Annotated in this window: 24 protein-coding genes; 4 read left to right on the forward strand and 20 right to left on the reverse strand. The window is 55.2% G+C overall.

What is annotated here, in order from left to right; translation table 11 throughout:
* Nucleotides 1–11: 11 nt before the first annotated feature.
* From ACMV5H_RS19835 to folM, 6 genes are all read right to left on the reverse strand, one after another.
* Nucleotides 12–350, reverse strand: coding sequence for a colicin E1 family microcin immunity protein (locus tag ACMV5H_RS19835; RefSeq protein ID WP_414822325.1), 339 nt, complete (start codon nt 348–350; stop codon nt 12–14).
* Nucleotides 351–476: 126 nt separating this feature from the next.
* Nucleotides 477–1277 (reverse strand): MBL fold metallo-hydrolase, encoded by an 801-nt coding sequence (locus ACMV5H_RS19840; RefSeq protein ID WP_414822326.1) that lies wholly within the window; start codon nt 1275–1277, stop codon nt 477–479.
* Nucleotides 1278–1348: 71 nt separating this feature from the next.
* Nucleotides 1349–2845, reverse strand: coding sequence for a carboxypeptidase M32 (locus ACMV5H_RS19845; protein ID WP_414822327.1), 1497 nt, complete (start codon nt 2843–2845; stop codon nt 1349–1351).
* A gap of 46 nt (nt 2846–2891) precedes the next feature.
* Nucleotides 2892–4196 carry a two-component system sensor histidine kinase RstB gene (gene rstB, locus ACMV5H_RS19850; RefSeq protein WP_414822328.1) on the reverse strand — a complete coding sequence of 435 codons (1305 nt, stop codon included), beginning with the start codon at nt 4194–4196 and terminating at the stop codon, nt 2892–2894.
* A complete protein-coding gene (gene rstA, locus ACMV5H_RS19855; RefSeq protein ID WP_071683461.1) occupies nt 4193–4921 on the reverse strand; it encodes a two-component system response regulator RstA in 729 nt (242 codons plus the stop codon). Before rstA ends, rstB begins: the two co-directional genes overlap by 4 nt.
* A 71-nt stretch (nt 4922–4992) precedes the next feature.
* The gene (gene folM / locus ACMV5H_RS19860; RefSeq protein WP_209527183.1) at nt 4993–5715 is read right to left on the reverse strand and encodes a dihydromonapterin reductase; all 723 of its coding nucleotides are present in this window, start codon (nt 5713–5715) and stop codon (nt 4993–4995) included.
* A 120-nt stretch (nt 5716–5835) separates the two neighbouring features.
* Here folM and ACMV5H_RS19865 point away from each other — a divergent pair, with 120 nt between their 5' ends.
* Nucleotides 5836–6252, forward strand: a complete 417-nt coding sequence (locus ACMV5H_RS19865; protein ID WP_115158903.1) for a hypothetical protein — start codon at nt 5836–5838, stop codon at nt 6250–6252.
* Between the two features lie 31 nt (nt 6253–6283).
* On the opposite strand, the gene ACMV5H_RS19870 is transcribed toward ACMV5H_RS19865, so the two are convergent.
* On the reverse strand, nt 6284–7675 hold the full coding sequence (locus tag ACMV5H_RS19870; protein ID WP_414822329.1) for an amino acid permease: 1392 nt from the start codon (nt 7673–7675) through the stop codon (nt 6284–6286).
* A gap of 229 nt (nt 7676–7904) precedes the next feature.
* Complete coding sequence (gene ydgH / locus ACMV5H_RS19875; RefSeq protein WP_021177865.1) at nt 7905–8855, reverse strand: DUF1471 family protein YdgH; 951 nt, start codon at nt 8853–8855, stop codon at nt 7905–7907.
* Nucleotides 8856–9393: 538 nt separating this feature from the next.
* Here ydgH and pntA point away from each other — a divergent pair.
* Both pntA and pntB read left to right on the forward strand, forming a co-directional pair.
* The gene (gene pntA / locus ACMV5H_RS19880) at nt 9394–10920 is read left to right on the forward strand and encodes a Re/Si-specific NAD(P)(+) transhydrogenase subunit alpha (protein ID WP_071683463.1); all 1527 of its coding nucleotides are present in this window, start codon (nt 9394–9396) and stop codon (nt 10918–10920) included.
* A 12-nt stretch (nt 10921–10932) separates the two neighbouring features.
* Nucleotides 10933–12324: a Re/Si-specific NAD(P)(+) transhydrogenase subunit beta gene (gene pntB, locus ACMV5H_RS19885; RefSeq protein WP_414822330.1), complete on the forward strand. Its 1392-nt coding sequence runs from the start codon at nt 10933–10935 to the stop codon at nt 12322–12324.
* 287 nt (nt 12325–12611) lie between these two features.
* Here pntB and araD read toward each other — a convergent pair whose 3' ends face one another.
* The 12 genes from araD to ACMV5H_RS19945 form a co-directional block, all read right to left on the reverse strand.
* The gene (gene araD, locus ACMV5H_RS19890) at nt 12612–13313 is read right to left on the reverse strand and encodes an L-ribulose-5-phosphate 4-epimerase (protein ID WP_115158906.1); all 702 of its coding nucleotides are present in this window, start codon (nt 13311–13313) and stop codon (nt 12612–12614) included.
* Complete coding sequence (locus tag ACMV5H_RS19895; RefSeq protein ID WP_414822331.1) at nt 13307–14167, reverse strand: L-ribulose-5-phosphate 3-epimerase; 861 nt, start codon at nt 14165–14167, stop codon at nt 13307–13309. Before ACMV5H_RS19895 ends, araD begins: the two co-directional genes overlap by 7 nt.
* Before the next feature lies 1 nt (nt 14168).
* Nucleotides 14169–14825, reverse strand: coding sequence for a 3-keto-L-gulonate-6-phosphate decarboxylase UlaD (ulaD, locus tag ACMV5H_RS19900; RefSeq protein ID WP_414822332.1), 657 nt, complete (start codon nt 14823–14825; stop codon nt 14169–14171).
* Complete coding sequence (locus tag ACMV5H_RS19905; protein WP_414822333.1) at nt 14822–16315, reverse strand: FGGY-family carbohydrate kinase; 1494 nt, start codon at nt 16313–16315, stop codon at nt 14822–14824. The genes ulaD and ACMV5H_RS19905 overlap by 4 nt, the downstream gene beginning before the upstream one ends.
* A complete protein-coding gene (locus ACMV5H_RS19910; RefSeq protein WP_021806493.1) occupies nt 16312–17610 on the reverse strand; it encodes an MFS transporter in 1299 nt (432 codons plus the stop codon). The genes ACMV5H_RS19905 and ACMV5H_RS19910 overlap by 4 nt, the downstream gene beginning before the upstream one ends.
* 81 nt (nt 17611–17691) lie before the next feature.
* Nucleotides 17692–18684: a DUF4862 family protein gene (locus ACMV5H_RS19915; RefSeq protein WP_179251631.1), complete on the reverse strand. Its 993-nt coding sequence runs from the start codon at nt 18682–18684 to the stop codon at nt 17692–17694.
* A 61-nt stretch (nt 18685–18745) separates the two neighbouring features.
* Nucleotides 18746–19225 (reverse strand): YhcH/YjgK/YiaL family protein, encoded by a 480-nt coding sequence (locus ACMV5H_RS19920; RefSeq protein ID WP_059200897.1) that lies wholly within the window; start codon nt 19223–19225, stop codon nt 18746–18748.
* A gap of 10 nt (nt 19226–19235) precedes the next feature.
* The gene (yiaK, locus tag ACMV5H_RS19925) at nt 19236–20234 is read right to left on the reverse strand and encodes a 3-dehydro-L-gulonate 2-dehydrogenase (RefSeq protein ID WP_414822334.1); all 999 of its coding nucleotides are present in this window, start codon (nt 20232–20234) and stop codon (nt 19236–19238) included.
* Nucleotides 20235–20490: 256 nt separating this feature from the next.
* On the reverse strand, nt 20491–21339 hold the full coding sequence (locus tag ACMV5H_RS19930) for an SMP-30/gluconolactonase/LRE family protein (protein ID WP_059200895.1): 849 nt from the start codon (nt 21337–21339) through the stop codon (nt 20491–20493).
* A 13-nt stretch (nt 21340–21352) separates the two neighbouring features.
* Complete coding sequence (locus ACMV5H_RS19935) at nt 21353–22453, reverse strand: substrate-binding domain-containing protein (RefSeq protein ID WP_414822335.1); 1101 nt, start codon at nt 22451–22453, stop codon at nt 21353–21355.
* A 14-nt stretch (nt 22454–22467) separates the two neighbouring features.
* A complete protein-coding gene (locus ACMV5H_RS19940; RefSeq protein WP_059200894.1) occupies nt 22468–23553 on the reverse strand; it encodes an ABC transporter permease in 1086 nt (361 codons plus the stop codon).
* On the reverse strand, nt 23543–25084 hold the full coding sequence (locus ACMV5H_RS19945) for a sugar ABC transporter ATP-binding protein (RefSeq protein ID WP_115158914.1): 1542 nt from the start codon (nt 25082–25084) through the stop codon (nt 23543–23545). Before ACMV5H_RS19945 ends, ACMV5H_RS19940 begins: the two co-directional genes overlap by 11 nt.
* A 373-nt stretch (nt 25085–25457) precedes the next feature.
* On the opposite strand from ACMV5H_RS19945, the gene ACMV5H_RS19950 reads away from it, so the two are divergent.
* On the forward strand, nt 25458–26276 hold the full coding sequence (locus tag ACMV5H_RS19950) for an IclR family transcriptional regulator (protein ID WP_021806485.1): 819 nt from the start codon (nt 25458–25460) through the stop codon (nt 26274–26276).
* Nucleotides 26277–26287 lie beyond the last annotated feature (11 nt).

Consider the following 26287-nt stretch of genomic DNA (forward strand, 5'->3'; position numbering starts at 1 on the left):
AATGCGAAGCTCTAAGGTTTATGCCTTAGAGCTTTGAATATATGCATACGTAAGTAAAGGGCTGCTAAAGGTATGGAAAAAATAAGACAGACTAAATCATAGATCACTTGCACACTCCCGCCGACAGAGCTTACAAAAAAATCCTGTTGCCAAAATTCTTTAGTGGAATATCTCAATACTACTATTTCAATCAACTTTTTTGCGAATGGGGTAAGGACGCAGCTAATAACGGATAGAATGAGGATGAGGGTTAATCTCTCGCTTTCTGGGTTTTTGTACCATGCACCGTATACGGCACTTGTATAAAACAATCCCCACAATATATTTTTTAAATAGTAACTCCATGTCATAATTACTCCTCCTTAGTATTCGCCGCCTAACTCACCTCTGATACAGTGTATCATCGGAGTTTTAATCAATCATTAACGGTTCGGATAGTAAAGAGGAATTACGCCTTTCCGATTCTAGCTAGAGGATTACTCTAACGTGATCCTATCCCCCGTCGCCGGGCTAATCGTATTAGGCAACCACAGCTGCCCCCAAGGGCCGGTGCAATGGCAACCCATCACTTTCTCGGGTTTGATTTGTTTGAGAAAACGCTGTACCTGCAATAATCGCAGAGGCGAGGCATATCTCAGGTGAAAGCCGCCAATCAGCGCGTGGATCTTATCGATACCGGTGATCTTCTGGCAGTGCCGTACAATATTGATTATTCCCCGGTGGCCGCAGCCAGTGATGATTATCAGGCCTCGATCGGATTTATAAATCAGCACACCTTCATCGGCGATGTAATCAGGGGATTGTTGCGCATTTTCAATAATGCCGTAGGCTTTGGGGGTAGGCACCTCGATTTCACCGGACCAAAGGAACCGCTCACTGATTTGCACTGGGGCTCTGGTCAGCTCCATGGCGTGGCGCGAGTAATCCACTTCCGGCGATAACCGTTTGATTTTCTTTATCCGGCCCAGAAGATTAACGGCGGCATAGCGCACGTCTTGCACGCCGGGGTGGCAAATGATTCTGCTGTTATCGGGCAACCAGGGGACACCACCGCTGTGATCGTAATGGCCATGAGAGAGCACGGTAGCGGTCAGGTCGTTGAGGCTAATCCCCATTTGAGCCGCATTTTTTAAAAAACTGCCGTCCGGACCGGTATCAAAAAGTACGCTGTCCGATTCATCCTGAACTAGCAGGCTCAACCCGGCTTTGGCGATTAACGCTTTATCCGCCCCGGCAGCCAGGCGATTTTCAAGTAACACATTGATGGTTAAAGTCATGTGGACTCTATTTTGCAAATCCGTACGTTAAGTTATACCAGCAACACCTTAACGTACGGAGGGGGCGGAGATTACAGGTAACGGCTTTCCAGATGCCGGCGGAAATAGCTTGGGTCTAACGTCTTACCCGTGGCGTTGGTGATCAACGTATCGGTAGGGTAACGGCTGGCGTGACGCCAGATATTTTGCTGTAACCAATGGAATAGCTCGGTTAAATTACCGGCAGCAATATCTTCGCTCAGTTTTGGCATTGCGCTGCGTGCACTGTCAAACAGTTGGGCCGCATACATGGCACCCAAGGTGTAAGTTGGGAAGTAACCAAAGGCACCGTCCGTCCAGTGGATGTCCTGCATACAGCCGTTGCGATAATCGCCCACGGTATCCAAGCCAAGGTAGCTGTGCATCTTCTCATTCCACAGCGCTGGAATGTCCTCTACCTCGATCTCCCCCTCAATTAATGCACGCTCGATTTCATAGCGTAATATCACATGGGCAGGGTAGCTGACCTCGTCGGCATCGACGCGGATTAGCCCCGGCTTCACCCGCTGATTAAGGCGAATAAAGTTGCTCTCTTCCAGGGCCGCTTGTTCACCAAACTGATTGACGATCAGCGGCCGCAGGACTTTCAGAAAGTCACTACCGCGAGCCAGCTGCATTTCAAAGAACAGGCTTTGTGATTCGTGGATCGCCGTCGACCGAGCTTGCGCTACTGGCTGGCCCAGCCACTCACGGGGCAGGTTTTGTTCATAACGGGCGTGGCCGGTTTCATGCACGATGCCAAGCAGCGCGGTAAGGAACTCTTTCTCGTTGTAGCGAGTGGTGATACGCACGTCCTCCGGCACGCCGCCGCAGAACGGATGAGCACTAACGTCAACCCGGCCGCCGTCGAAGTCAAAGCCGAGCAGTTTCATCACGCTCAGGCTCAGCTTACGCTGGGTGTCGACATCGAACGGACCTTGCGGGATCAGGCAAGTCTCCTGTTGCTGTTTGGCGACCACCTTTTGCAATAGGTCGGGCAACCAGGTTTTCAGATCGCCAAAGATACGGTCCAGATCGCTGCTGCGCATGCCAGGCTCATACAGATTGAGCAACGCATCGTAACGGCTGACGCCCGCTGCCTGTGCGCGGATCTGCGCCTCTTCACGGCTTAGCTTGACCACCTGGCGTAGGTTATCGCTAAAACCTTCCCAGTCGTTGGCCGGGCGTTGTGCTCGCCAGGCATGTTCGCAGCGCGCACCTGCAAGGGATTTGGCTTCGACCAGCGCTTCTGGCACCAGCATGGCATTGTCATACTGGCGGCGCATTTCGAGCAGGTTGGCACGGTCAAATTCATCTAGCGCTTCTTGTTGCGCGCGGTCGAGCAGTTCACCCGTTTTCTGTGCCGTCAGGATTTGATGCTTCAACACGCTCAATTCCGCAAGGGCTTCGGAACGCGCCTTGTTGCCCCCCGGCGGCATCATGGTTTGCATATCCCAGCCGCTGATGGCCGAGAGGTGGTCAAAACGCGAAAGGCGGATGAATAGGGCGCGAAGTTGGCCGTAGGCCGTAGTGGATGATGCAGATGTCATTTGTTCAACTCCATAGTGGATCCGTTGAGCCAACGGGGCCGGATCGTTATGCCGGCTCTGTTTTGGTATCTAAAGGGGGTTTAATCGGCCAGCAGAAGCGGAAACTGGCGCCGCCCAAAGAGCTGGCCTCCACAAAGACCTGGCCTTGATAAGCCACGGCGATGGAATGCACGATCGCCAACCCAAGCCCGCAGCCGCCGGTAGCGCGATCGCGGCTGGGATCGAGGCGGACGAAGGGCTCGAATACCCGTTCGCGCTCTTCTGGCGGAATTCCTGGGCCATCGTCTTCCACCTGCAAGCATGCGGCATCACCGTCAAACCACAGGCCGACGCGTAAACGCCGTTCGCTATAGCGCAGGCCATTGTTGACCAGGTTGTCCAACACGCGCTCCATCAGCCGCAGATCGACACCGCCAAAGTCACCGACATGCGGGATGTTCAGCTCAATGTCGCGCTTTGGGTGGATCAACTGGATATCGGCCACCTTATCCTGTAGCCAGCCGGGCAAATCGATAGGCTCGATATTTAGCGCGACCTGAGGCCGATCCAGACGCGCATAGGTCAGTAGCTCGTCGATCAGGGATTCCAACTGGCCGATATCCCGATTCAATGCCTGCTGCTCGCCGTCGGTCAGGTTATCGCTCATGGCCAATCGGTAGCGCAGGCGTACCAGCGGAGTCCGTAGCTCATGGGCAATACCGTCAATCAGCTGTTTTTTACTGACAATCAGCGTGTTGACGTTATCGGCCATCTGATTAAAGGCAACGCCAAGCCGGTAAAGGCTCGAGGTGGGTACAAAGTGTGTACGCTCATCGAGATGCCCGGCCCCCAGGCGTTGGGCGGCATTTTCCAGTTTCAGCAAGTCCTGCCAATGCGGGCGCATCCACAGGAACACCGGCAGGGCCAGCGACAAGCCGATAAAAATCAGCAGCACCAAATCCAGGATGCGCATCTGGTGCAGATAAAACAGATAAGGGATGGGGCCAACGACCAGCACGTAGTGGCTACGGGGAATGCGCTGCATAAAGGTGTAGCGATCGTCCAGTGCAATAATCTCTCCCATGTGCAGACGCTTGGTGAGATCTTCATTCAGGTTCTGCTTACCGAGCGGCTCGATATGCAGTTTGAACGATAAGTTTAGATCCAGGGTGGCGATGGTTTTGTTCCAGTCTTTTAGCGGGATCTCCCGCAGTTCGCTGCGCATCAGATACAGCGAACTCTTCATCAGGTCGTCCATCGATTGGCGCCCGGCGCGTTCGGCGGTGACCTTGTAAACCAGGCCAACCAGCATCGCCATTACCAGAAAGCAGACGAACAGCAGTAAAAAGAACTGCACGAACAATTTTCTCATTGTTGCACCGATGCCCAGGCGTTGGGGGCAAACAGATAGCCCTTGTTGCGCACGGTCTTGATGCGAAACGGCTCCAGGGCATTATCATACAGTTTGCGGCGCAGGCGTGAGATGGCCACATCGATGCTGCGATCCATACCGTCGTAGCTGACACCGCGCAGGTTTTGCAGCAACGCTTCACGGGCCATGATTTGCCCTGCATGGGTCGCCAACTCCCACAGCAGATCGAAATCTGAGGTAGAAAGAGTGACGATCTCTTCCCCCAGCGTCACCTCGCGGTTGACCGGATCGATGCACAGTAAACCAAAATGCACGGCATTATGTTGGGTGATGTTCTGGGTTTGCTCTTCTTTTGGCTGGTTGCCACCGTGTTGGCGCAGGTGTAAACGCAGGCGTGCCAGCAGCACCGCAGGCGGCGTGGTTTTCAGGATGTAGTCATGCGCACCCATTTCCAATGACAGGATGTGATTCATATCGCTGTCCAGCGAGGTGAGCAACACGATCGGGCCGGGATAAACCGGGCGCAGATCGCGGCACAGCGTCATGCCGTCCTTGCCGGGCAGCATGATATCCAACAGCACCAGGTCTGGTTGTTCCCGCTCAATACAGGCCTGTGCCGTATCGCCACGGGGTTCGATGATGACGTCGATGTCATGTTTGCCCAGATAGGCGGCAATCAGTTTGCCAACCTCAGGATCGTCTTCTACAAAAACAATTTTAGTCATAATAGGGTGGTTTTATAGGAAAAACGGCATCCAGCATAGCGCGCTGCTCGGTGTTGCGCCATGCCCATTATTCAGCGCAGCGGTCGTCCGCCATCCACGCCGTGAGTGCGCCCGGTAACGTAGCGGCTGCCCATCAGATAATCCACCAGATTGACCACTTCGCTTTCCCCTGGGGCAATCTGCATCAGGGATTTTCTCAATGCCTGCTGACGATAGGCTTCATCGTCACCGGTGTTGAACATGATCAGCGCCGGGGCAATAGCATTCACTTTGACTTCGGGGGCCAGTTTACGGGCAAAGGAACGGGTCATATTATCCAGCGCGGCCTTACTGGCGGCATAGGCAATGTGCTTGTCGCTGCCTTTCTCCACCACATAATCCGTCAGGTGGATGATATCGGCACCGGCTTGCCCTTGGCCAAGCAGGCAGGGTTCCAGCAGTTGGTTTAACAGGTAGGGTGTGTAAACGTGGATCTGGAGCATCGAAGCCATTACCTGTTCCGGCGGAGTCTCCGGTGATTCTGCCAACCAGGCACTGGCGTTATGGATCACGGCACGCAGCTTTGGGGCGACCTGTTTTACCTGATCGGCAAAATGATAGATCCCTTCGTGGGCAGAGAAATCGCCCTGCAGGCAGATCGCGCCAAGGTCTTGGAGTTCGGCTAACGCCGGGTATTCACTGCGATAGGCAATAATGACCGGAACGCCCCGTTGTAAGAACGACTTGGCCAGAGCCAGCCCAATTCTGCGGGCACCGCCGGTGATCAGCACAGGGGCCGAGTTGTGAGAGACCATCGAGTAAAGCTCCTGAGCAAACTGGCAAACATTAAGGTAATTATGCCATTATACGTCAGAAAGCGGATAACGCTTGCCATCGATGACATTTCAGCACTGGCCACCAGAAGGGTAACGAAGATGAACAACGATCATCTTGCATTCGTCGCGCGCAGTGAGAGAGTCTGTTTTGACTACACCCACTTTTTATCTGCCTCCTGCAAAAAGCAGTGGCGCTTTATCGATGCAATCTATGGCGTGATGCCTATTTTTGGCATGGTAGTGAAATCGCGCGTGGCAGACTCACGCTCGCGTCAGGATCAGTTGAAAGAGTTGGCATTACAGGTGGTTTCGACGCAGGTCAGCGATGAGGTCAATATTATTCGCCTGATCGATCTGGCCCGGCAGCAGCAGTTGGTGGTGTTTGATATTCAACTGCCGTATCCGCTGGCGGCGGAGCAGTTGGACGCCATTGAGAAAAAGTGCGGCGAATCAGTGCTAGTGACGCAGGTGGGTGAGAGGATCACCATTAACGCCCAACCGGTACCTGGCAATTAACCGGGTGAGGTCACCCGGTTAATGGAGTCGATCAATGCAACATAAACCATCCGGCAGGGAGGGTTGCAGCCAACAGCAGCATAACGGTGCCTTTCTCTAGTCGGTTGAGCAATTTCACCTCCTGATGTCCACTGCGGGCATACATAAACACCAGCAAGCCAGGTGCATACAGCAGCACCGACATCAACAGGTGCATAAGGCCTGAAGCATAGAGTAGCCACAGCCCATACAGGCAGGCACCGCTCGCGGCGAAAATCAGCCGCTTATCCTGCCGCTGACGGGCTACCTTGAACAGGAAGGCTCCCACCAGGAAATACGGCACCAGGATCATCTCGGAAGCGATGGTCAGCAGCGAATTGTAGTTGCTGCCGGTCAGCCAGATAATCACCAGCGCAATTTGCACTGCACCATTGGTCAACCACAAGGAGGCTGACGGAGCGTGGTTCTGGTTTTGATTGCGGAAAATTTTAGGGAATGCGCCGTGTTGAGCGGCAAGCAGAGGCACTTCGGCCGCCATGATAGTCCAACTGAGGTAAGCCCCGCACACCGAAACGATCAGGCCAGTGGCGATGATCACATCACCCCAAGGGCCGATCAGGTCAACCATCAGCACCGCCATTGATGGGTTACGCATTTCAGCCAGCTCACTGCGTGGCACCACGCCGAGCGACAGCAGGGTGATCACCAGATACACCGCCAAAGCGGAAATCACGGCCAGCATGGTGGCGCGGCCAACGTCCTTTTTCTGCCTGGCGCGGGCGGAAACTACCACAGCACCTTCAACACCGATAAACACCCACAGGGTGATCAGCATGGTGTCTTTAACCTGCTGCCAAACTGGCGTACCAAGAGCAACGCCGTGGAAATCCAGCGTGAAGGTATCCATGCGGAACGCGATAGCGGCCAGCACGGCAAACAGGCCGAGCGGCAGCAACTTGGCGAGGGTGGCCACCAGATTGATACTGGCCGCCGTTTGCACGCCGCGCAATACCAAGGCGTGGACGATCCACAGCAACAAGGATTCGGCGATCAACGCCTGCCAGGTGTTGCCATCGCCCAGGATCACCGTGCCGCTGCGGTCTGTAAACAGACTTAGTGCAGCAAACACGATCACCAGATAAGAAACGTTGGCGATCACCGCACATAGCCAGTAACCCCACGCCGAGCAGAAGCCCACCAGTTCGCCAAAGCCTTCTTTGGCGTAGGTGAAGATGCCACCGTCCAGGTCGGGGCGCAGGCGTGTCAGCAGCAACATGGCAAAGGCCAGGAACAGGATGCCGACGCCGGTGATGGCCCAACCAATCAGCAAGGCCGCCGGGCTGGCAACCTCGGCCATATTCTGCGGCAGGCTAAAGACGCCTGCGCCCAGCATTGAGCTGAGCACCAAGGCGGTTAACGCGGTAAGACCAAGTTTTCTTTCCAATGATGGATCCCGAGACAGAATAAACAACTATGCGTTCCGTGCAGGCCAGCCATAACGTCATGGCAATTACCGCAAGGGCAGGTAATGAAGCTAAAAATTGGCGCAAATTCTAAGGGGAGATGCTTGCAGATGCAATGATTGGTTATGCGCAATGGATAAAAACTTATTCAGCAGCGGCATAAAAAAAGGCTGCACGGTGGCAGCCCTTCGATCAAGGTGACAGCGGGGATTATTTGAACAGATCGGCGCTGACGGTCAGGTTGCCGCCGCTCTTGTTCTGCCACTGGCGCGTCACATGGTAGTACTTGGCGCCTTTCTCTGCGGCACGTTTCGCCACTTCGGTAGAGACGTCGGTCATGCTGTTGAAGTGGCCGGTAAAGGTCACGGAATCAAACGGCACCATCTGCGCGGCGGTGACGTTATTCACTTCCTGAATTTTGGTTCCGTTCGGCAAGGTTACAGTGTAACGCTGGCCGGTAGAGGTCTGAGTTTCGAAGAAGCGGCCAACGTCGCGGGCTGGTGAGCCGGAAGAGGCAACGCCAGGGATCTCGACCTTGGCGGCTTCTGCACCACCAGCAGCCAACATGGCTTTACCGGCTTCAGAATCGGCAGGTACGGCATCCGGGCTCTGCACCACACGCTTCGGCGCATCGGCTTTATAGATGTAAGCGGTGATGAACTGGTTGCCGCCCTGGTTGGCATCCACCTGACGCACGATAAAGAACGAGGCAGCGCCTTTCTTCTGTGCGGCTTTGGAGATGGCGTCGTTGATGTCTGGCTGGCTGCGGTAGAAGCCGCTGACGGTGACGGTATCGTAAGGCTCAAGCAGGAAGGCTTCGTCTTTCGGCAGTTCTTTCACGCCGTTAATCACGCGGTATTTGGTCTCTTTGCTGACTTCTGGGGCATCTTTATGATAGACGTCTGCGGTGACGCGCCAGTTGCCGCCATTGTTGCTGTTGTTGATGTCCTGGATATAGAAGGCATCGGCCCCCATTTTATCTGCACGGCGGGATACGGCATCGGCAGCTTCGTTGATGGCAATAAAACGGCCGGTAATGGTGATGCGATCAAACGGCTTGATGGCCGCTGCTTTCTCAGGAGTTAACTCTTGCGCGGCATGCACAGACAGCGCAGTAAGTGATAACAAGGCTGATGCGATGATCGTGGTCTTCAGCTTCATAAAAAATCCTTTCGCCAAGCGCAGTAACGTTTATAACGTGCTGAACAGTTTAGGTGTAATTCAGCCGCAGATTATGCCATGTAACCTTGGCAGGTGTCTCAGCATTTTATGTGATGCGATGCGACAAAGCCGAGCCACACTAGATGAACCACGTTGAGCCAACAGGTTATAAGTTTCAATAATAAAGCGTTTAATCTCATTAATGTTAATTATTCACAATTTTATAACTTTTATGCTCGCTGTCCGCGGCTGACAGGAAATGGCTTAGGGCGGGTTCTGCACAATAGTGCGTTGAAAAGGGCCTTCCGGGCAGTTTTTGCATCCAGATTTGAGATTTGTCATAGCCTTAGCTGCATTTTTATGTAAAAACTGACGGGTAAACGTAAGCAATTATGGATCATCGATCACATTTTCAGTAGGTTATAGGTGGCACCTTAATTTGCTGACAGGCAAGGCTGATAAAAAACTTGCCAGCCGGTGCTATCGCTATGGGTAACACGATAATAAACATCATCAGAACAGGTGAGAAGGGAACATTATGCGTATTGGTGTACCAAGAGAACGGTTGGCCAATGAAGCCCGAGTTGCAGCAACGCCGAAAACGGTAGAACAACTGCTGAAACTGGGCTTTACCGTCGCGATCGAAAGCGCGGCGGGAAAACTGGCAAGCTTTGAAGATGCAGCTTATCAAGCCGCAGGGGCGACAATTACCGATACAGCCGATGTGTGGCAATCGGATCTGATCCTGAAGGTTAACGCACCTCTTGAGGAAGAAATTGCGTTAATGCGTGAAGGCAGTACGTTAGTCAGCTTTATCTGGCCGGCACAAAACCCAGAATTGATGGCGAAGCTGGCGGCCCGCAACGTGACCGCTATGGCCATGGATTCCGTGCCACGTATTTCACGTGCGCAGTCCATGGATGCTCTGAGCTCAATGGCCAATATCGCCGGTTATCGCGCTATCGTTGAGGCGGCGCACGAATTCGGGCGTTTCTTCACCGGCCAGATCACCGCCGCCGGTAAAGTTCCCCCGGCCAAAGTGATGATCATTGGTGCTGGGGTTGCTGGCTTGGCCGCTATCGGTGCGGCTGGTAGCCTGGGGGCGATCGTTCGCGCCTTCGACACCCGCCCGGAAGTGAAAGAGCAAGTGCAGAGTATGGGCGCAGAATTCCTCGAGCTGGACTTTGAGGAAGAAGCAGGCAGCGGCGATGGCTATGCCAAAGTGATGTCTGAAGCCTTTATCAAAGCGGAAATGGCGCTGTTTGCCGCTCAGGCAGAGGAAGTAGACATTATCGTGACCACGGCGCTGATCCCTGGCCGCCCGGCACCAAAGCTTATTACCAAAGAGATGGTGGCTTCCATGAAGCCGGGCAGCGTGATTGTCGATCTGGCCGCGCAAACCGGTGGCAACTGTGAGCTGACCGTGGCCGATCAGGTGACCGTTACCGAAAACGGCGTGAAGATTATCGGTTATACCGATCTGCCAAGCCGCTTGCCGACGCAGTCCTCACAGCTATACGGCACCAACCTGGTGAACCTGCTGAAGCTGTTGTCGAAAGAGAAAAACGGCGAAATCAATATCGATTTCGAAGACACCGTGATCCGCGGCGTGACCGTAGTTCGCGATGGCGAAGTTACCTGGCCAGCACCGCCGATCCAGGTCTCCGCCCAGCCTAAGCAGGCTGCCGCCGCGCCAATCGAGAAAGTTGAAAAGAAACCAACCTCACCAATAGTGAAATACGGTCTGATCGCACTGGCGATCATCCTGTTCGGTTGGTTTGCCAATTCGGCACCGAAAGAATTCCTGTCTCACTTTACCGTGTTTGCGCTGGCCTGCGTGGTAGGTTACTACGTGGTCTGGAACGTCAGCCATGCATTGCATACCCCGTTGATGTCGGTCACTAACGCGATCTCAGGGATTATCGTGGTCGGTGCGTTGTTGCAGATTGGTCATGGCGGCTGGGTGAGTTTCCTCTCCTTTGTCGCGGTACTGATCGCCAGCATCAACATTTTTGGTGGATTCACCGTCACTCAGCGCATGCTGAAGATGTTCCGCAAAAACTAAGGGGTAGCAAAAATGTCTGGTGGATTAGTTACAGCTGCATACATTGTTGCCGCTATTCTGTTTATTTTCAGCCTGGCCGGTCTTTCGCGCCATGAAACGTCCAAGCAGGGTAACCTGTTCGGCGTGGCCGGGATGGCGATCGCGTTGATCGCCACCATCCTCGGGCCGGATTCCGGTAACGTGGGCTGGATCATTATCGCGATGATCATCGGTGGTTCCATTGGCGTATATCTGGCCAAGAAGGTCGAAATGACCGAAATGCCAGAGCTGGTGGCGGTGCTGCACAGCTTCGTGGGTCTGGCTGCGGTGCTGGTCAGCTTCAACAGCTACCTGGATCACGGTACGGTCGCCATGGAGCCGGTGATGGAAAATATCCATCTTACCGAAGTGTTCCTCGGCATCTTCATCGGTGCGGTGACCTTTACCGGCTCTATCGTGGCCTTTGGCAAACTGCGCGGCATCATCTCTTCCAAGCCGCTGATGCTGCCTAATCGTCACAAGCTGAACCTGGCTGCTCTGGTGGTTTCCTTCCTGCTGATGGTGCTGTTCGTGCGTACCAACAGCGTTGGTTGGGAAGTGTTCGCACTGCTGATCATGACCGTGATTGCTCTTGGCTTCGGCTGGCATCTGGTGGCGTCAATCGGTGGGGCAGACATGCCGGTGGTGGTATCGATGCTGAACTCCTACTCCGGTTGGGCAGCGGCGGCGGCAGGCTTTATGCTGAGCAACGATCTGCTGATCGTGACCGGTGCGCTGGTCGGTTCTTCCGGTGCGATCCTGTCGTACATCATGTGTAAAGCGATGAACCGCTCGTTTATCAGCGTGATTGCCGGTGGTTTTGGTACCGATGGTTCCTCAACCGGCGACGCAGAAGAAATGGGCGAATACCGCGAAACCACGGCGGAAGAAGTGGCCGAACAGCTGCGTAACTCCACCTCGGTGATCATCACCCCAGGCTACGGCATGGCGGTGGCGCAGGCACAGTATCCGGTTGCGGAAATCACCGAGAAGCTGCGCGCGCGTGGCATCAAGGTGCGTTTTGGCATTCACCCGGTGGCGGGTCGTTTACCGGGCCACATGAACGTGCTGCTGGCGGAAGCCCGTGTGCCGTACGATGTGGTGCTGGAAATGGACGAGATCAACGATGACTTCCCGGACACCGATACCGTCCTGGTCATTGGTGCCAACGACACGGTGAACCCGGCGGCGTTGGAAGATCCGCGCAGCCCAATTGCTGGTATGCCGGTGCTGGAAGTGTGGAAAGCGCAAAACGTTATCGCGTTCAAACGCTCGATGAATACCGGCTATGCCGGTGTGCAGAACCCGCTGTTCTTTAAAGAGAACACCCAGATGCTGTTTGGCGATGCCAAGGCCAGCGTGGAAGCGATCCTGCGCGCGCTGTAATATCACTGTAGGAAAAACACAATGCCAGCCACTTCTCAGTGGCTGGCATTTTTTTATCGAACTGACCCCTCACCCTAACCCTCTCCCACAGGGAGAGGGGACCGATCGAGTTGGGCTGAAAGTGTAGTAACTCACTTTGAATGAGGACCGATCGAGTGTGTTTGAAACTGTAGTCATTCACTTTGAAGGAGGAGCGATCGAGTTTGCTGAGATGACCTCTTTACTTCCAAAAGCGCAGGGGCTAACAGCTCCCTCTCCCTGTGGGAGAGGGTTGGGGTGAGGGGATGCTATTGGCCGTAATAGGCGTTCTTGCCGTGCTTACGTAGGTAATGCTTATCCAACAGCACCTGCTGCATGTTGCCAATCTCCGGCGTCAACTGCCGCGAAAAAATCCCCATATAAGCAATTTCTTCCAGTACGACCGCGTTGTGCACTGCGTCATGCGCATCCTTACCCCAGGCAAACGGCCCATGGGCATTGACCAGCACCGCCGGAATGGCGCTTGGGCTGATGCCGCGCTGGCGGAAGGTTTCAATAATCACCTTGCCGGTATCCAGTTCATAATCGTGCTCGATCTCGTCTGCGGTCATCAACCGGGTGCAAGGGATCGCGCCGTAGAAATAGTCGGCATGAGTGGTGCCCCAGGCAGGGATATCCAACCCGGCCTGTGCCCAGATAGTGGCATGGCGTGAATGGGTATGCACGATGCCGCCGATGTCGGCAAACTCGCGGTACAGCGCCAAATGGGTAGCGGTATCTGAAGAAGGCTTCTTGTTACCCTCAACTCGTTGTCCATCGGCCAGATTGACTACCACCATATCCTCCACCTGCATATGCGCATATTCCACGCCGGAAGGCTTGATCACCACCAATCCGCGTTCACGGTCAACGGCACTGACGTTGCCCCAGGTAAAGGTCACCAGCTTGTGGCGCGGAAGGTCGAGGTTGGCCTCCAATACCTGCTGTTTAAGCTGTGGCAGAGTTAGCATGTCATTCCTCCTTGCTGCATTTGTTGTTCAATCCAACGGCGGGCTTGCACGATCTCGGCAACCGGTTCGTCGGCCTTTTCGGTCCACATCTCAATCAGGAAAGCGCCGCGATAGTTGAGCTGCTTCAACGTGCGGAACAGGGCGACAAAATCCACACAGCCTTCACCGAATGGCACATCGCGGAACTGACCCGGTGACGTCTCAGTGACCGGGAAGGTGTCTTTGAGGTGAATGGCAGCGATGCGGTCAATGCCGAGCTGCAATTCTTGCGCGACGTCGTTACCCCAGGCGCTAAGGTTGCCAACGTCTGGATATACCGTGAACCAAGGGGAAGCCAGTAGGGAGTCCCAGCTTTTCCACTTGCTGATGGAACTCATGAATTCGGTATCCATGATTTCGACCGCCAGCATCACCTGTGCGGCAGCGGCACGTTCCACCGCCCATTGCATACCCTCGGTAAAGCGGGCGAGAGTTCCTTCGTCCTGCTGCTCGTAATACACGTCATAACCCGCCAACTGAATGGTGCGAATGCCAACGTCTTTGGCCAGTTGGATAGCCTGTTCCATGATCAGATAAGCCTGTTGCCGCGTGGCTTCGTCATGGCTGCCGAACGGGAAACGACGATGGCCGGAAAGGCACATCGAGGGGATGCTGATGCCGGTTTCCAACATGGCGCTGACGAGCGAAAGACGCTGCTCTTTGCTCCAGCTCAGACGTGCCAGCCGCTCATCACTTTCATCGACCGACATCTCGACAAAATCAAAGCCGCAGGCCTTGGCCAATGCCAGCCGCTCTGGCCAGCTCAGGTGTTTCGGCAGCGCTTTTTCGTAAATTCCCAACGGATGCTGGCGCATATCAAGATCTCCAAATGTCATCAATGGCGGTATGAAACTGACGTGCGGCTACCACCGGATCGGCAGCCTCGGCCAGCGCACGCCCGGCAATAAACGCCGTCACGGCGATGTCTTTAAACAGCGGCAAATCGGCAGGGACGATCCCGCCGGTAACCGAAAGCTCAATCCCCAGATCGGACAGCGCCTTCATGGTGTCCAGATCCTGTTGGCCCCAGGTTTGCCCGCTGGCCTGAGCATCGCGGCCACGGTGGTAAATCGCCTGTTTGATACCCAGATCGCGCCAGGCATTGGCATCTTCCAGCGTCCAGCGGCCAAACAGTTCGATCTGGATTTCACCCCGGTAGCGCTCGGCCACCTCCAGCGCGCTAGCCATGGTGGCCAGGGGAGCTGCACATATCACGGTCATCCAGTCGGCGCCCTGCGAAAAAGCCTGTTCGGCCAGGGTCGCTCCTGCATCGGCCACCTTCAGATCGGCGACCAGCGTATGTTGCGGGCAACGTTCACGCAGGGCGCTCACGGCCTGGATCCCTGAGCTGATGCATAAAATGGTGCCTGCCTCAATGATGTCGACGTACGGATGCAGACGGTCGACCGTTTGCAGAGCGGCATCCAGCCGGGTGTGATCGAGCGCCAGTTGCAGGCGCGGTTTGATGGTCATACAGCCTCCTTGAAATCGCCGTGTTGCAACGTTTGTAGCGTGGCAACCAGCGCCTGATAACGTTGGTACTTACGGTGGTAAGCATCCTGGGCGGTGGGATCTGGCAGAACGGTTTCGATGCGTGGAGCCAATGCCCGCTGCGCGGCGGCAAAGTCGCTAAAAGCGCCGGTGCCCACCATGGCGGCCATCGCCGCGCCCAGACAGCCGGTTTCTTCCACCTGCGGCAGCTCGACCGGTAAGCCGCTGACGTCGGCAAACATCTGCATCCAGGGGGCCGATTTAGCTGGCCCCCCGGTGACGCGCAGTGCCTTGGTCTGGGGGAAACGTTGCCGCATACGGTTCAGGTGGGTCATATGGCAGAACACCACGCCCTCGAAAATCGCCTGGACCAGATGTTCGCGCTGATGGAAGGCCTGGATGCCGTAGAAGCTGGCACTCAATCCCAGCCCGGCGTTGGAGCCATAAAGGAAGGGGGCAAACAGCAACTGGCTGCCAGCCTTGGGCAGGTCTGTCACCCAGCGGTTGAGCTGCGCGTAGTCGTGCAGGTCCCATTGCTGGCAAAACCACTCCAGATTGGCAGCGGAGGTAGGGCTGGCTTCGTGGACGATGTATTTGCCTTGCTCGGCGTGGCGGCCATAAACGAACGGATAGCCGGAGTCGGAAGCGATCGTTGCGGTTATCCCACTGGTGACCGACCAGGTGCCCATCACCGCGTTGAGTCGGGTTTCATCCTGCAGCCCGGCACAGAGTGCGGTGGATACCACGTCAAACAAACCGCCCACCACCGGGGTACCGATTGGCAAGCCGGTGAGCGCCGCGGCTTCAGCACTAACGCGCCCGGCGACCTCGGCAGAACCGACAATTGGCGGTAGGGCTGTCACGATCTCGTCGATGCCAAGCAACTGTGCCAGTGCCGGGTCATAACAGCCGCGCTCCATCTGATACAGGTTGGATTCGGAGATATTGGTTTCTTCACAGGCCAGTTCGCCCGTCAGGCAGTAGCGCAGGTAGTCATGCGCCATCAGCACGCTGCCGATCTGGGCGTAGCGCTCGGGTTGATGCTGCTTGATCCAGCGCAGCAACGAAACCGGATGGCCGGTCCATAGCGTCTGACGAGTTTGCTCGTACAGGGTTTGCGGCATGCCCGCTTTTTGCCAGGCCATCACCTGTGCCAGTGCCCGCTGATCGGAAGACAGAATGGCGTTACCCAGCGGTTTTCCCTGTTTATCCAACAGGAACACGCCTTTGCCCTGGGCCGAAATCCCCAGCCCCTGAACGGCTGGCGCGGCGACACCGTTATGTTCCAACACCTCGCGGATCACGCTGGCGGCGGTTTGCCATAGCGCGGGCATATCCCGTTCCGCCCAGCCAGGCTGTGGGGCGACGATCGCCAAATTACGGCGAGCAATACCCAGTTCTTTACCTTCGGCGTTATACAATCCGGCCTTGATAAAGGTGCCGCCGCAATCGAGCCCGAGCCAGTATTTCATTGCTCGCTCCCGGCGACCTGGTCGCATTTGTTGGGTAACATCAGTGCCAGCATTGCGGCGATCGCCAGTGAGGCTGCCAGGCTATAGACGCCAACGTCCTTGTTGAACAGAGTAATCAGCACGCCAACCATATAAGGGCCGCAGAAACCGCCGAGGTTGCCCAAGGCATTGATCACACCGCGTGCGCCACCGGCCACTTCGGCGTTGAATAATTTGGGGGGAATAGTCCAGAACACGCCTGCGGCCGCCTGAATAAACACGCCGCAACCGACTAACGCGGCATAAGACCACCAGATGTGATCTTTCATCAGTACGGAAAGCGCCATGCAAATAGCAAAGCAGGCCAGCGGCAGGGCAACGAACACTTTGCGTTTACCGGTGCGATCGGACAAGGTGGAAACGATCAGCATGCCGAAAATGGCGCCAATGTAGGGCAGCACGGCAAGCCAGCCCACCTGTTCCATATTGCCGTTGGTCAGGCCCTTCAGAATGGTGGGCAGCCACAGGGTGTAGCCGTAGATCCCGGTTTGGTAGAAGAAGTTAACCAGGATCAGTTGCCACATGATCCGGTCGCCCAGCACGCGCCGCAGCGAAGCATTGCGCACCGTTTTGCCTTTGATCAGCAACTGTTCGTCATGCAGGGTTTTGATCAGGTAGTCTTTTTCAGCCTGTGAGATCCACTTGGCTTCCTGTGGGCGGTTGCTGATGGTGAAACACCATAACGCCATCACCACCAGTGATAGACCGCCTTCTACCAGGAACAGCATGCGCCAGTCCCAGGCGGTGATGATCCAGCCGGAGAGCGGGGCGGTGAGGATACCGGCGATCGGCACGAACATGATCACGATGGCATTGGCGCGGCCACGTTCCTTGTCCGGGAACCAGTTGCTGATCATGGTCAGCACTACCGGTAGCATACCGCCTTCTGAAACACCCAGGGCAAAGCGCAGGAACAGCAGTTGGTATTGATTGGTCACCAAACCGGTCAGCACCGAGATCACCGCCCAGGCAAGCAGCGACCAGCCAATAAACTTTTTGCCGTTACCGTTAACCGCCAGCTTGCCGCCGGGCACTTGCAGAAACAGATAACCGATGAAGAAGATGCCGCCTGCCAAGCCGGCCATGGAGGCGGTGATCCCCAATTCGGCGTCCATGCCGCCAGGCATGGCGAAGGCGATATTAACGCGGTCCATATAAGAAATAATGCAGGTGATCAGAATAGGCGGCACAATTCTCAGCCAGCGTAATTTGGGTATGGCCTGACTTTGGCTAACAGCAACAGAAGCAGTATTCATGTTATTGATACCTTCGCATATGTAGGGGCTCGGAATAAATCCGTATTATTGTTTACCGTTTTATGGGTATTATGTGATGTTCTATCTTATTGGTGTCGTAATTAGGCCGCTGCTTAACGCCAAGGCGTTGATACCATCCTTGATAATAGCGATCCGTTGTTCAATACTTTCTTGTGCCGAGGTGGACAGTAATTTGATACCGGCATAGTTTAATTCTGCCAACGGAGCCTGATTAAATAATTGCCGAGCACTGTCCAGCGTCATTAAGGATTCATGGCAAACATAATGGCTCCCATCGAATGGGGCAAAGGGCGCATGCGTATCCTCCCATTCGCCATAAGCACCGTGGCTGGCGGTGCCGGAGAACATCAGGGCGCTCAATAACCCTGCCTGTTGACACTGTTTCACCTGTTGTAAAGGCAGGAGGTCATTATGCCCCTCAATAGCAGAGCGGCCCCAGTTGATGGCCAGGGTTAGCGTATCGCCAAAGTGGCGGTTAATCGCCTGTGCCGCGATGATCTCATCTTCCAGCGTCAGGAAACCCTTGCGTGGCTTGGGCCCGGTCAGTGCATCGCAGTGCTCAATCACCAAATCGCATTCCCAGTGCCAACCGGCAATGTCTTCCAATGAGGCAATGAAGGCCTGCCGCGCCGCGGCACTGTCTTTTTCCAGCAGGTTGGGGGCCGATTGAAGCTCCAGGGCTACCACCTGTTGGCGACCGGCGCGATCGTTGGTGCGCTTAACTTTGTCATGTATTGAACGGATATAATCCACCGCTGCCTGGCGCTCCTCCTCATTACGGGCGGCGAGGCCAAAATCCCGCCCGCTGCCGCGTCGTTGCATGGTCCCCATTACTGCTGTAAGCACCAGTTGCCAGTGGCTGGGGATCTGCTTAAGCAAGAAATCGTCACCATAAGGATGCAGTTCGTCCAGGCAAGGCTGCTCCAGCCCACGGATCAGCGGCAGTTCAGCCAGCCGATCCCAGAATTGAACTTCCTTCTCACGTTCGAGCTGATGAAATGAAGGGGCGCAAGGATAAGCACCAATAATAAAGCCCGGCGTTGTGTTTTCCATATTTTTCACCTGATATTATCGCAATCAATGAAACGGCTAAATTCACGTTATGAGATAGTCTTTAATTCATCGTGCTGGAAAGTAATGTTATCGGTATTTTCACTACCACCTTTCTGATATCGCAGGACGTTTGATTAATACAGGCAGGGCGATGGACATCCTGCGGATAAAATACCGCAAAATTACCGGGCTGCATGGTTAACCAGGATTCGTCTTCTACGTCCTGATAGAAAATAATGTCACGCTGCGCTAATAATTCCTGATGAATAACGTTATTTCCTCTGTCTGCCGCAACGCCTATTAATTCAGTGCCGCTTACCAGGAACTGCACGTCGATATTTTTACGGTGTACTTCAGGGCGCAACTCATCTTTATGTTGCGTGTGAAGATCCAGCACCTGCACTACATAACCGGTTTGCGGATCCTCATAACGCCCGGCAGACAGAATGGTAAAGTCGGTGTTCTGCAAATAGGCCACGGCTTTGGCAATCGCCGGGGGGTAGTGTTCTGCTGCCGTATGGGCAATATGGCCGAAGATCATAAACAGCTCCTTAAAGTGCCTGAATGCGGGCCCAGACGCGATCGTCTACCGGGATGCCATCGCGTTGATTTTCGGCGCGGACGTGCGGGAAGCGGTGGCCTGGCAAGCGAATGGCGACTTCTGGGTTATCACGCTCGGCGCTGGTAACGTAATCCATTATGCGCTGCAGCTTTTCATCACGGGTTTTGCCGTCGATCAGGCGGTCGATCTCAATGGCGATAAACACCTGCGAAATGCCGTATTCATCACGGATATCTTCGGTAACTTCTGCGACTGATGAACCGCCAGAGAGCAGGGTAGCGATCATATCCAGCACTATCGACAGCGCAGACCCCTTCCAATAGCCCATTGGCAAGATACGCCGATTTTCCTCAATGGTGGCCGGATCGCGCGTCAGGTTGCCGTCGTTATCGAATCCGCCGTCTACCGCCAGTTTTTTGCCCGCCAGGCGATTCATTTCCAGCGCGCCGTAGGAGAACATCGACATCGACATATCTACCATGGTGATCGGGTTACTTGGCACGGCGACGATCAACGGGTTAGTGCCGATACGGCACTCTTTAGCCCCCCAAGGCGGCATGACGGCGATCGAGTTAGTCCAGCAAATGCCGATATAGCCTTGTTCTGCAGCTTGCCAACCGTAACCTCCACCACGCATCCAGTGGTTGGCATTACGCAACGCCACCAGGCCAATTCCGTGTTGATCCGCCAATAGCATGGCACGATCCATCATCTTACGGGCGGTGAGGTTGCCAATGCCCTGATGGGCATCCCATTGTTCGATGGCGCCTAACGACAGTAGCTTGCTCGGTTCGGCGTCAGGCACGATATCACCTGCGTCCAACTGCTGAATGAAGCGTGGGAAGCGGTTGACCCCGTGGGAATAGACGCCGCTTTCGGTGGTATCCGCAAACAGAGTAGCACACTCATCTGCCGTGGTTTCCGCCACTCCCCGTGCCAGCAACACGCGTTTGAATTGCTGTTTTAACTCGGTATAGCTCACTCTCATACTGCTTCTCCCTTATGGTGAACTGCGTGTTTTATGTTCTTTTAATTTCAATATGCGAAATTGCATTTCAAATAAATGCTATACCCCTGTCGGGATGAAGTCAAAGCCAGAGTGAAGTAAATTTTTATTGAAAAACAGTCAGTTAAATTAACCTGGTGATTATGTGATCGGCAACACAGTTTGAGGGTACTGACGTGCTACAGACGTGACAAAGCAGGGAGAGGTGAACTCCCCCTGCGTGATGACCAGCCCATGATTACCCGTGGGTATTCAGGACAATGCGGTACAGCGATGTGGTGGCGGTAATGTAGAGCTCATTGCCTTCCGGCCCGCCGAAGGTACAGTTGGAAACGCACTCCGGCACCGGGATTTTGCCAATTTGTTCCCCTTGAGGATTAAAGATAATCACGCCATCGGCACAACTGCAAAACAGATTACCGGCGCTATCCAGGCAGAAGCCGTCCGGGATCCCCGGTGCGACCTGGGCAAAATGCCTGCCAGCCTTCAACTCCCGTCCTTCCACCTGATACACCCGCAGTTCGCGACGTCCAAGAGTAGGGAAGTCAATAATCGACATATCCGCCACGTACAGCAGGCTTTCATCCGGAGAGAAGGCCAGGCCGTTGGGCCGCTGCAGATCGCTGGCGGCAATGTTCAGCGAGCCATCACGGGGATCGAAGCAATACAGATAGCAGCCGATCACCTGGCTTTCGGACTTGTAGCCCTCTTCATCGCCGATGATGCCGTACGGCGGATCGGTAAACCATAATGTGCCGTCGGAGCGCACCACGATGTCGTTTGGTGAGTTGAAGCGTTTGCCGTCCACCCGGTCGACCAGCAGTTGTACACTGCCGTCGTGCTCGGTGCGGCTGATACCCCGTCGCCCATGTTCACAGCTGATGACACGCCCCTCGGCATCACGGGCGTTACCGTTGGCATAGTTGGATGCCGCTCGCCATACGCTGAGCTCGCCATTACGGGCCCAGCGGAACATGCGGTTGCCTTTTACATCGCTGAATACCACCGCATCCTGCTGTGGTAGCCATACCGGGCCTTCGGCCCAAACGGCGGGGGAACACAAACGTTCCAGTCGTTGTTCGATCATCTCAGTCTCCTGATTACTTCACACCCCAAATCGTTTTGTAATGCCCCTGATAGTCATTTTGTGGGTCATACATGTTATTTGGGCCACCGTCATTGGCGATGTTCTCGCGGGTGACCAGATGGGCCGGAGTCACGTAACCGGAAGGTGCCTGCTTGGCGAAGGCACGGTTAAACTCATCCAGCAACTGCCAGCCGTGCAGTTTCAGCGGCTCGGGCACGGTGGCCGACTGGCTGTCACCGGAACGAATGCGTTGATAGGCAGAAATGGAGCCGTCACCGGCCGAGATATTAAACAGCGCATTGCTGCCGCCTTTACCGGCAGTTTTCAGCGCCGGAGCCATAAAATCGAAATACAAATCGTTGATTGCCAGCGCGTACTGGAACTTGTCACCGTATTTCTGCAACAGGCTGAAGGTCATGGCTGGCATGCGGCTGGCGGTGTCTGCCAGCGGGGTGTCGATAAACTCCACCAGCTTACAGCCGCTGCATTTGGCCACTTCTTCTTTCATTACGTTGGCCTTGTCCAGCGCGATTTGGTACAGCGAATCGGTAAAGATCAGCACGCTGGCCTGCCCACCGGATTTCACGACCGCGTACTGTGCGGCGATGCGCGCTACCTCATTGGAATCGGAAGTGACGTTATAGAACACATCGTATTTGGCGATGGGGCCGGGCTCCGGCACCGCGTGCCAGGCCGTCAGAACGATCCCCTGAGCCACCGCCTTTTTCAGCGGGATTTTAGCCACGTTAGGGTTCCAGCCGCCGATCACGATCCCGTCCGGCTTTTGGGCAATGGCCTGATTCAGCGACGACAGTTGATCCTTCACGGATCCACCGCCGTCCAGCGTTTCCAACTGCCAGCCCGCCACCTTGGCTGCTTCGCTCAGCCCTTGTTGCACTCCTTGCACGCCGCCGTTTTTCATGTCAGAGGCAATAAAGATGATTTTCTTGTTCGCCTGCAATTGCGGCCCGCTGGTAGGGCCATCCCATTGGGTACTGCTGGCAGTGGCTTTGGCTACCGCCGCCGTGGCCTGATCGAGATAGGCATCTGCCCAGGCCGGTGAGGTGGCCAACAGCAGAGTGGTGATCCCGGGCAAAATCCAACAATGTTTCATGGCTGTGCTCCTGATTAAGGATTGATCGCTTTTTGGTTGTTGTTGTCGGCAGATGCCGCCTGACTGCGTTGTACTGCTTTCTGATTAAGTAACCGACGGCGTTGGGCATAGCCCGCCAGCGTGATGGACAGCAGCAGCGTCGCGCCGTTGAATAACGGTTCGACCCAGAACTCCCCACCAAACTGCTGGATCCCCGCGATGCCGATCGCCAGAATGGCAATGCCGACCACGGTGCCCCAGACGTTCACTCGGCCTGGACGAATGGTGGTACTGCCGAGAAATGCCCCCACCAAGGCGGGTAACAGGTAATCCATCCCGACGCTGGCCTGGCCCACCCCCTGTTCAGCAGCGATCAGCACGCCGCTAAAACCGGTGAGCACGCTCGAGGCGATAAAGGCGCCAATGGTGAAGCGATTGACCGAAATACCGTTGAGCCGCGCCGCAGCCGGATTGCCGCCTACCGCATACATGCACCGGCCCAGCGGGGTATGTTCGGTGATCAGCCACAGGATGACGGCGACGATCAGCACATAGAAGGCCACAATCGGGATCCCGGCGATTTCGGTGTGATGCAGGGCGATAAAGGCGTCGGGCAGGTCGCCGACAATCTGCCGCCCGCCGGAGTGCCATAGCGCCAGCGCATACAGCACGGTGCCTGAACCCAGGGTGGCCACGAAGCTGTCGATATCCGCCAGCGCTACCAGGATGCCGTTAAGCAGGCCGTACAGCGCGGAAATGACCAACACGGTCAGCACCGCCATCTGCCAGGAGAAGCCATATTCCACCTGTAAGGTGATCGCCAGAATGTGCCACAGCACGATACCGAAACCGACGTTCAGGTCGATCTTGCCGACGATCATCGGAATGGTGGCCGCCAGCGCCAGCAGGGCGATCTTGGCCTTGCTGGAGAGGATCGCCTGTACCGTCAGCATCGAGGCGAACGACGGCGTGGTGAGCGAGAAGACGATCACCAACGCAATACACAGCAGCAGCAGGCCATAACGGGTAATGATTTGCATCAACCATGGGCCAACGCCGTCCTGTCCCAGGCTGACGCGCTGTTCCAGCGCCGTTGATTTGACGGACGTTTTATTCGACATGGTATTCCTCCACAACGGCTTCCCCGGCGCTGGCCGAGGCCAGCTCCAATAAATTAGCGAACGAGACTTGTTGGTTCTTCAATTCGCCCACCACTTTCCCCCGGTTAAACACCAGGGCGCGGTTACAGATATGCGCGATCTCTTCAAAATCGTTGGAGATCACCAATACCGCCACGCCGGCTGCCAGGGATTTATTTAACAGATGATAGATTTCGGCGCGGGCGCCCACGTCAACCCCGGCAGTAGGGTCTTCCAGGATCAGCAACGGTGCCGCAAGATGCATCCAGCGGGCCATCACCACTTTTTGCTGATTGCCGCCGGACAGGGCGCTGATATCGATATTGACGTCTTTGGGCCGCACGTCGAACAGCTGCACCTTCCACCAACTGGCACCGATTTCGGCTCGGCGGCTATAGCGCGAGAACAGCTTATGGCCGCTGGCGCAGGGGTTGATAAACAGGTTTTCCCGTACGCTCATCGACATCACCAGGCTTTCGCCGGTGCGATCGCCAGCGACAAGCGACACTCCACAGGCCATAGCCTGCTGCGGCGTGGTGGCTGAGTAAGGTTTATCGCGAAACTGGATTTCTCCGCTGTCCCGTTGGCGCAGGCCAAACAGCAGGCGGCCAATCTCCTCCTGGCCAGCGCCGCGTAGCCCGGCAAGAGCGAGCATTTCACCCGGCTGCAATTCAAAGCTGACCGGGCCGATATCCCCGACGGTGATGTTATGCAGTTGCAATATCGGCGGCTGGTGCTGCGGCAGCGGTTCACGCTGATCTTCCGCCATCGCTTCACCCACGATCATCTGCACCAGATCGCGCAGGGAATAATCGGCGGTATTGCCCCCGGCAACGTAGCGCCCGTCACGCATCACGCAAACCCGATCGGCAATTTCAATCACTTCATCCAGGCGATGGGTGACGTAAATCATGCCGACCTTTTTGGCACGCAGCCGGTTGATCACCGCAAACAGGTGGCGTACGTCGTTGGCGGGTAGGGAAGCGGTAGGTTCATCCAGCACCAGCAGTTCGGCATTCACCGCCACCGCCCTGGCAATGGCCAGCAATGACTTTTCCGTGCGGGAAAGCTCAAATACACGTGCGTCTGGGTCCAGGGCAATCCCCACATCCTGCAAGGCTTCCAGCGCACGGCGGCGAATGGCTCGCCAGTCGATCAGCCCGAAACGGCGGGGAAACCCCATCACCAGCGCCATGTTTTCCGCAACCGTCATCCATTCAATCAGGCCCAGATCCTGATGGATAAAGGCAATCGGCTGGCGGCTATCACTTTTAATCGCCGCCGCCGAGGCAATGCTGTTACCTTGAAAGTGGATATCGCCGCCATCGCGGGGATACACTCCAGCCAGGACTTTGATCAACGTGGATTTACCCGCGCCGTTTTCCCCTAGCAGCGCCAGCACTTCGCCGGGCATCACCTGCAGGCTGACGTCGTTAACCGCGATGTTGCCGCCAAAACGCTTGACGATATGGCTGAGCGTAAGAATGGGTTGATCCGCATTGCCTTGAGTCATGTGATGCGCCCCTGTGTCGGTTCGCGCCATCAGCGCGATGCCAATAAATGAAGTCCTGCTGTTTTAATCAACCTTAAATTTCAATATGCGAAATCAGATTTCAAAAATGATATGCCTAACGTCGAGCTAAAGCAAAGCCGGGACGGTTTTAATTTTCCTTAATAAACAACGGATTATTTTTAATTTTGTCAATTTGTGACGCACAACTCACTTATAAGGTTGCCGGAATGTTGCGGGTTTTAACCTCACTACTGAAAATGATACGGCGTTCCAACTTCACCTGATGCGGCCCTTGGAGTAACATTCTCCCCCTGTAGGTCCGCTTCTTACGCCGTGGCAACGGCTGGCGGCTCAACAATGGAGAGACTTCGCTATGAGCCTGAAAGCTGTTGACGAAAAAGATGACAAAAAAGACAAACCCCTGGGCAGCCAAAGCCTGTTTCGTGGTTTGCAGCTGATTGAAATATTGAGCAATTTCCCTAATGGTTGCCCGCTGGCGCACCTGTCCGAGCTGGCCGAGATGAACAAAAGCACCGTGCACCGCCTGTTACAAGGGCTGCATACCAGTGGCTATGTCACGCAGGCGCCTTCCCCAGGCAGTTACCGCCTGACCACCAAATTTATTTCTATTGGTCAAAAGGCGCTTTCCTCATTGAACATCATCCACGTGGCTGCGCCGCATTTGGAGCAGTTGAACCTGGAAGTGGGGGAAACGGTCAACTTCTCCAGCCGGGAAGACGATCATGTGATCCTGATCTACAAGTTGGAACCGACCACCGGCATGATGCGTACCCGTGCCTATATCGGCCAGCATATGCCGCTGTACTGTTCGGCGATGGGTAAAATTTTTATGGCCTATGGCAAGAGCGACTATCCGGATCACTATTGGCAAACCCATCAGCAGGAGATCCAGGTACTGACGCGTAATACCATTACCGAATTGCCGAAGATGTATGAGGAGTTGGCGGATATCCGCAAGCAGGGCGTGGCGATGGATCGCGAAGAAAACGAGCTGGGCGTGTCCTGTATTGCTGCCCCGGTGTTCGATATTCAGCAACGGGTGCCTTATTCCGTTTCGGTTTCGCTGCCTACGGCCAAGCTGCAACAGGTTGGCGTAGAGTCGTTGATGAAACCGCTGCTGGAGACCACGCGGCGCATCTCTCAGGAATTGGGGTTTGTGACGCAGGAGTGATTTTGCTAAAC

It is taken from the genome of Serratia sp. N21D137 (genome assembly GCF_047530005.1).
GTDB lineage: Bacteria > Pseudomonadota > Gammaproteobacteria > Enterobacterales > Enterobacteriaceae > Chania > Chania fonticola_B.

Coding starts and splice junctions, on each gene's coding strand:
- ACMV5H_RS19835 (WP_414822325.1), bottom strand. CDS start 350: ATGACATGGAGTTACTATTTAAAAAATATATTGTGGGGATTGTTTTAT.
- ACMV5H_RS19840 (WP_414822326.1), bottom strand. CDS start 1,277: ATGACTTTAACCATCAATGTGTTACTTGAAAATCGCCTGGCTGCCGGG.
- ACMV5H_RS19845 (WP_414822327.1), bottom strand. CDS start 2,845: ATGACATCTGCATCATCCACTACGGCCTACGGCCAACTTCGCGCCCTA.
- rstB (WP_414822328.1), bottom strand. CDS start 4,196: ATGAGAAAATTGTTCGTGCAGTTCTTTTTACTGCTGTTCGTCTGCTTT.
- rstA (WP_071683461.1), bottom strand. CDS start 4,921: ATGACTAAAATTGTTTTTGTAGAAGACGATCCTGAGGTTGGCAAACTG.
- folM (WP_209527183.1), bottom strand. CDS start 5,715: ATGGTCTCTCACAACTCGGCCCCTGTGCTGATCACCGGCGGTGCCCGC.
- ACMV5H_RS19865 (WP_115158903.1), top strand. CDS start 5,836: ATGAACAACGATCATCTTGCATTCGTCGCGCGCAGTGAGAGAGTCTGT.
- ydgH (WP_021177865.1), bottom strand. CDS start 8,855: ATGAAGCTGAAGACCACGATCATCGCATCAGCCTTGTTATCACTTACT.
- pntA (WP_071683463.1), top strand. CDS start 9,394: ATGCGTATTGGTGTACCAAGAGAACGGTTGGCCAATGAAGCCCGAGTT.
- pntB (WP_414822330.1), top strand. CDS start 10,933: ATGTCTGGTGGATTAGTTACAGCTGCATACATTGTTGCCGCTATTCTG.
- araD (WP_115158906.1), bottom strand. CDS start 13,313: ATGCTAACTCTGCCACAGCTTAAACAGCAGGTATTGGAGGCCAACCTC.
- ACMV5H_RS19895 (WP_414822331.1), bottom strand. CDS start 14,167: ATGCGCCAGCATCCGTTGGGAATTTACGAAAAAGCGCTGCCGAAACAC.
- ulaD (WP_414822332.1), bottom strand. CDS start 14,825: ATGACCATCAAACCGCGCCTGCAACTGGCGCTCGATCACACCCGGCTG.
- ACMV5H_RS19905 (WP_414822333.1), bottom strand. CDS start 16,315: ATGAAATACTGGCTCGGGCTCGATTGCGGCGGCACCTTTATCAAGGCC.
- ACMV5H_RS19910 (WP_021806493.1), bottom strand. CDS start 17,610: ATGAATACTGCTTCTGTTGCTGTTAGCCAAAGTCAGGCCATACCCAAA.
- ACMV5H_RS19915 (WP_179251631.1), bottom strand. CDS start 18,684: ATGGAAAACACAACGCCGGGCTTTATTATTGGTGCTTATCCTTGCGCC.
- ACMV5H_RS19920 (WP_059200897.1), bottom strand. CDS start 19,225: ATGATCTTCGGCCATATTGCCCATACGGCAGCAGAACACTACCCCCCG.
- yiaK (WP_414822334.1), bottom strand. CDS start 20,234: ATGAGAGTGAGCTATACCGAGTTAAAACAGCAATTCAAACGCGTGTTG.
- ACMV5H_RS19930 (WP_059200895.1), bottom strand. CDS start 21,339: ATGATCGAACAACGACTGGAACGTTTGTGTTCCCCCGCCGTTTGGGCC.
- ACMV5H_RS19935 (WP_414822335.1), bottom strand. CDS start 22,453: ATGAAACATTGTTGGATTTTGCCCGGGATCACCACTCTGCTGTTGGCC.
- ACMV5H_RS19940 (WP_059200894.1), bottom strand. CDS start 23,553: ATGTCGAATAAAACGTCCGTCAAATCAACGGCGCTGGAACAGCGCGTC.
- ACMV5H_RS19945 (WP_115158914.1), bottom strand. CDS start 25,084: ATGACTCAAGGCAATGCGGATCAACCCATTCTTACGCTCAGCCATATC.
- ACMV5H_RS19950 (WP_021806485.1), top strand. CDS start 25,458: ATGAGCCTGAAAGCTGTTGACGAAAAAGATGACAAAAAAGACAAACCC.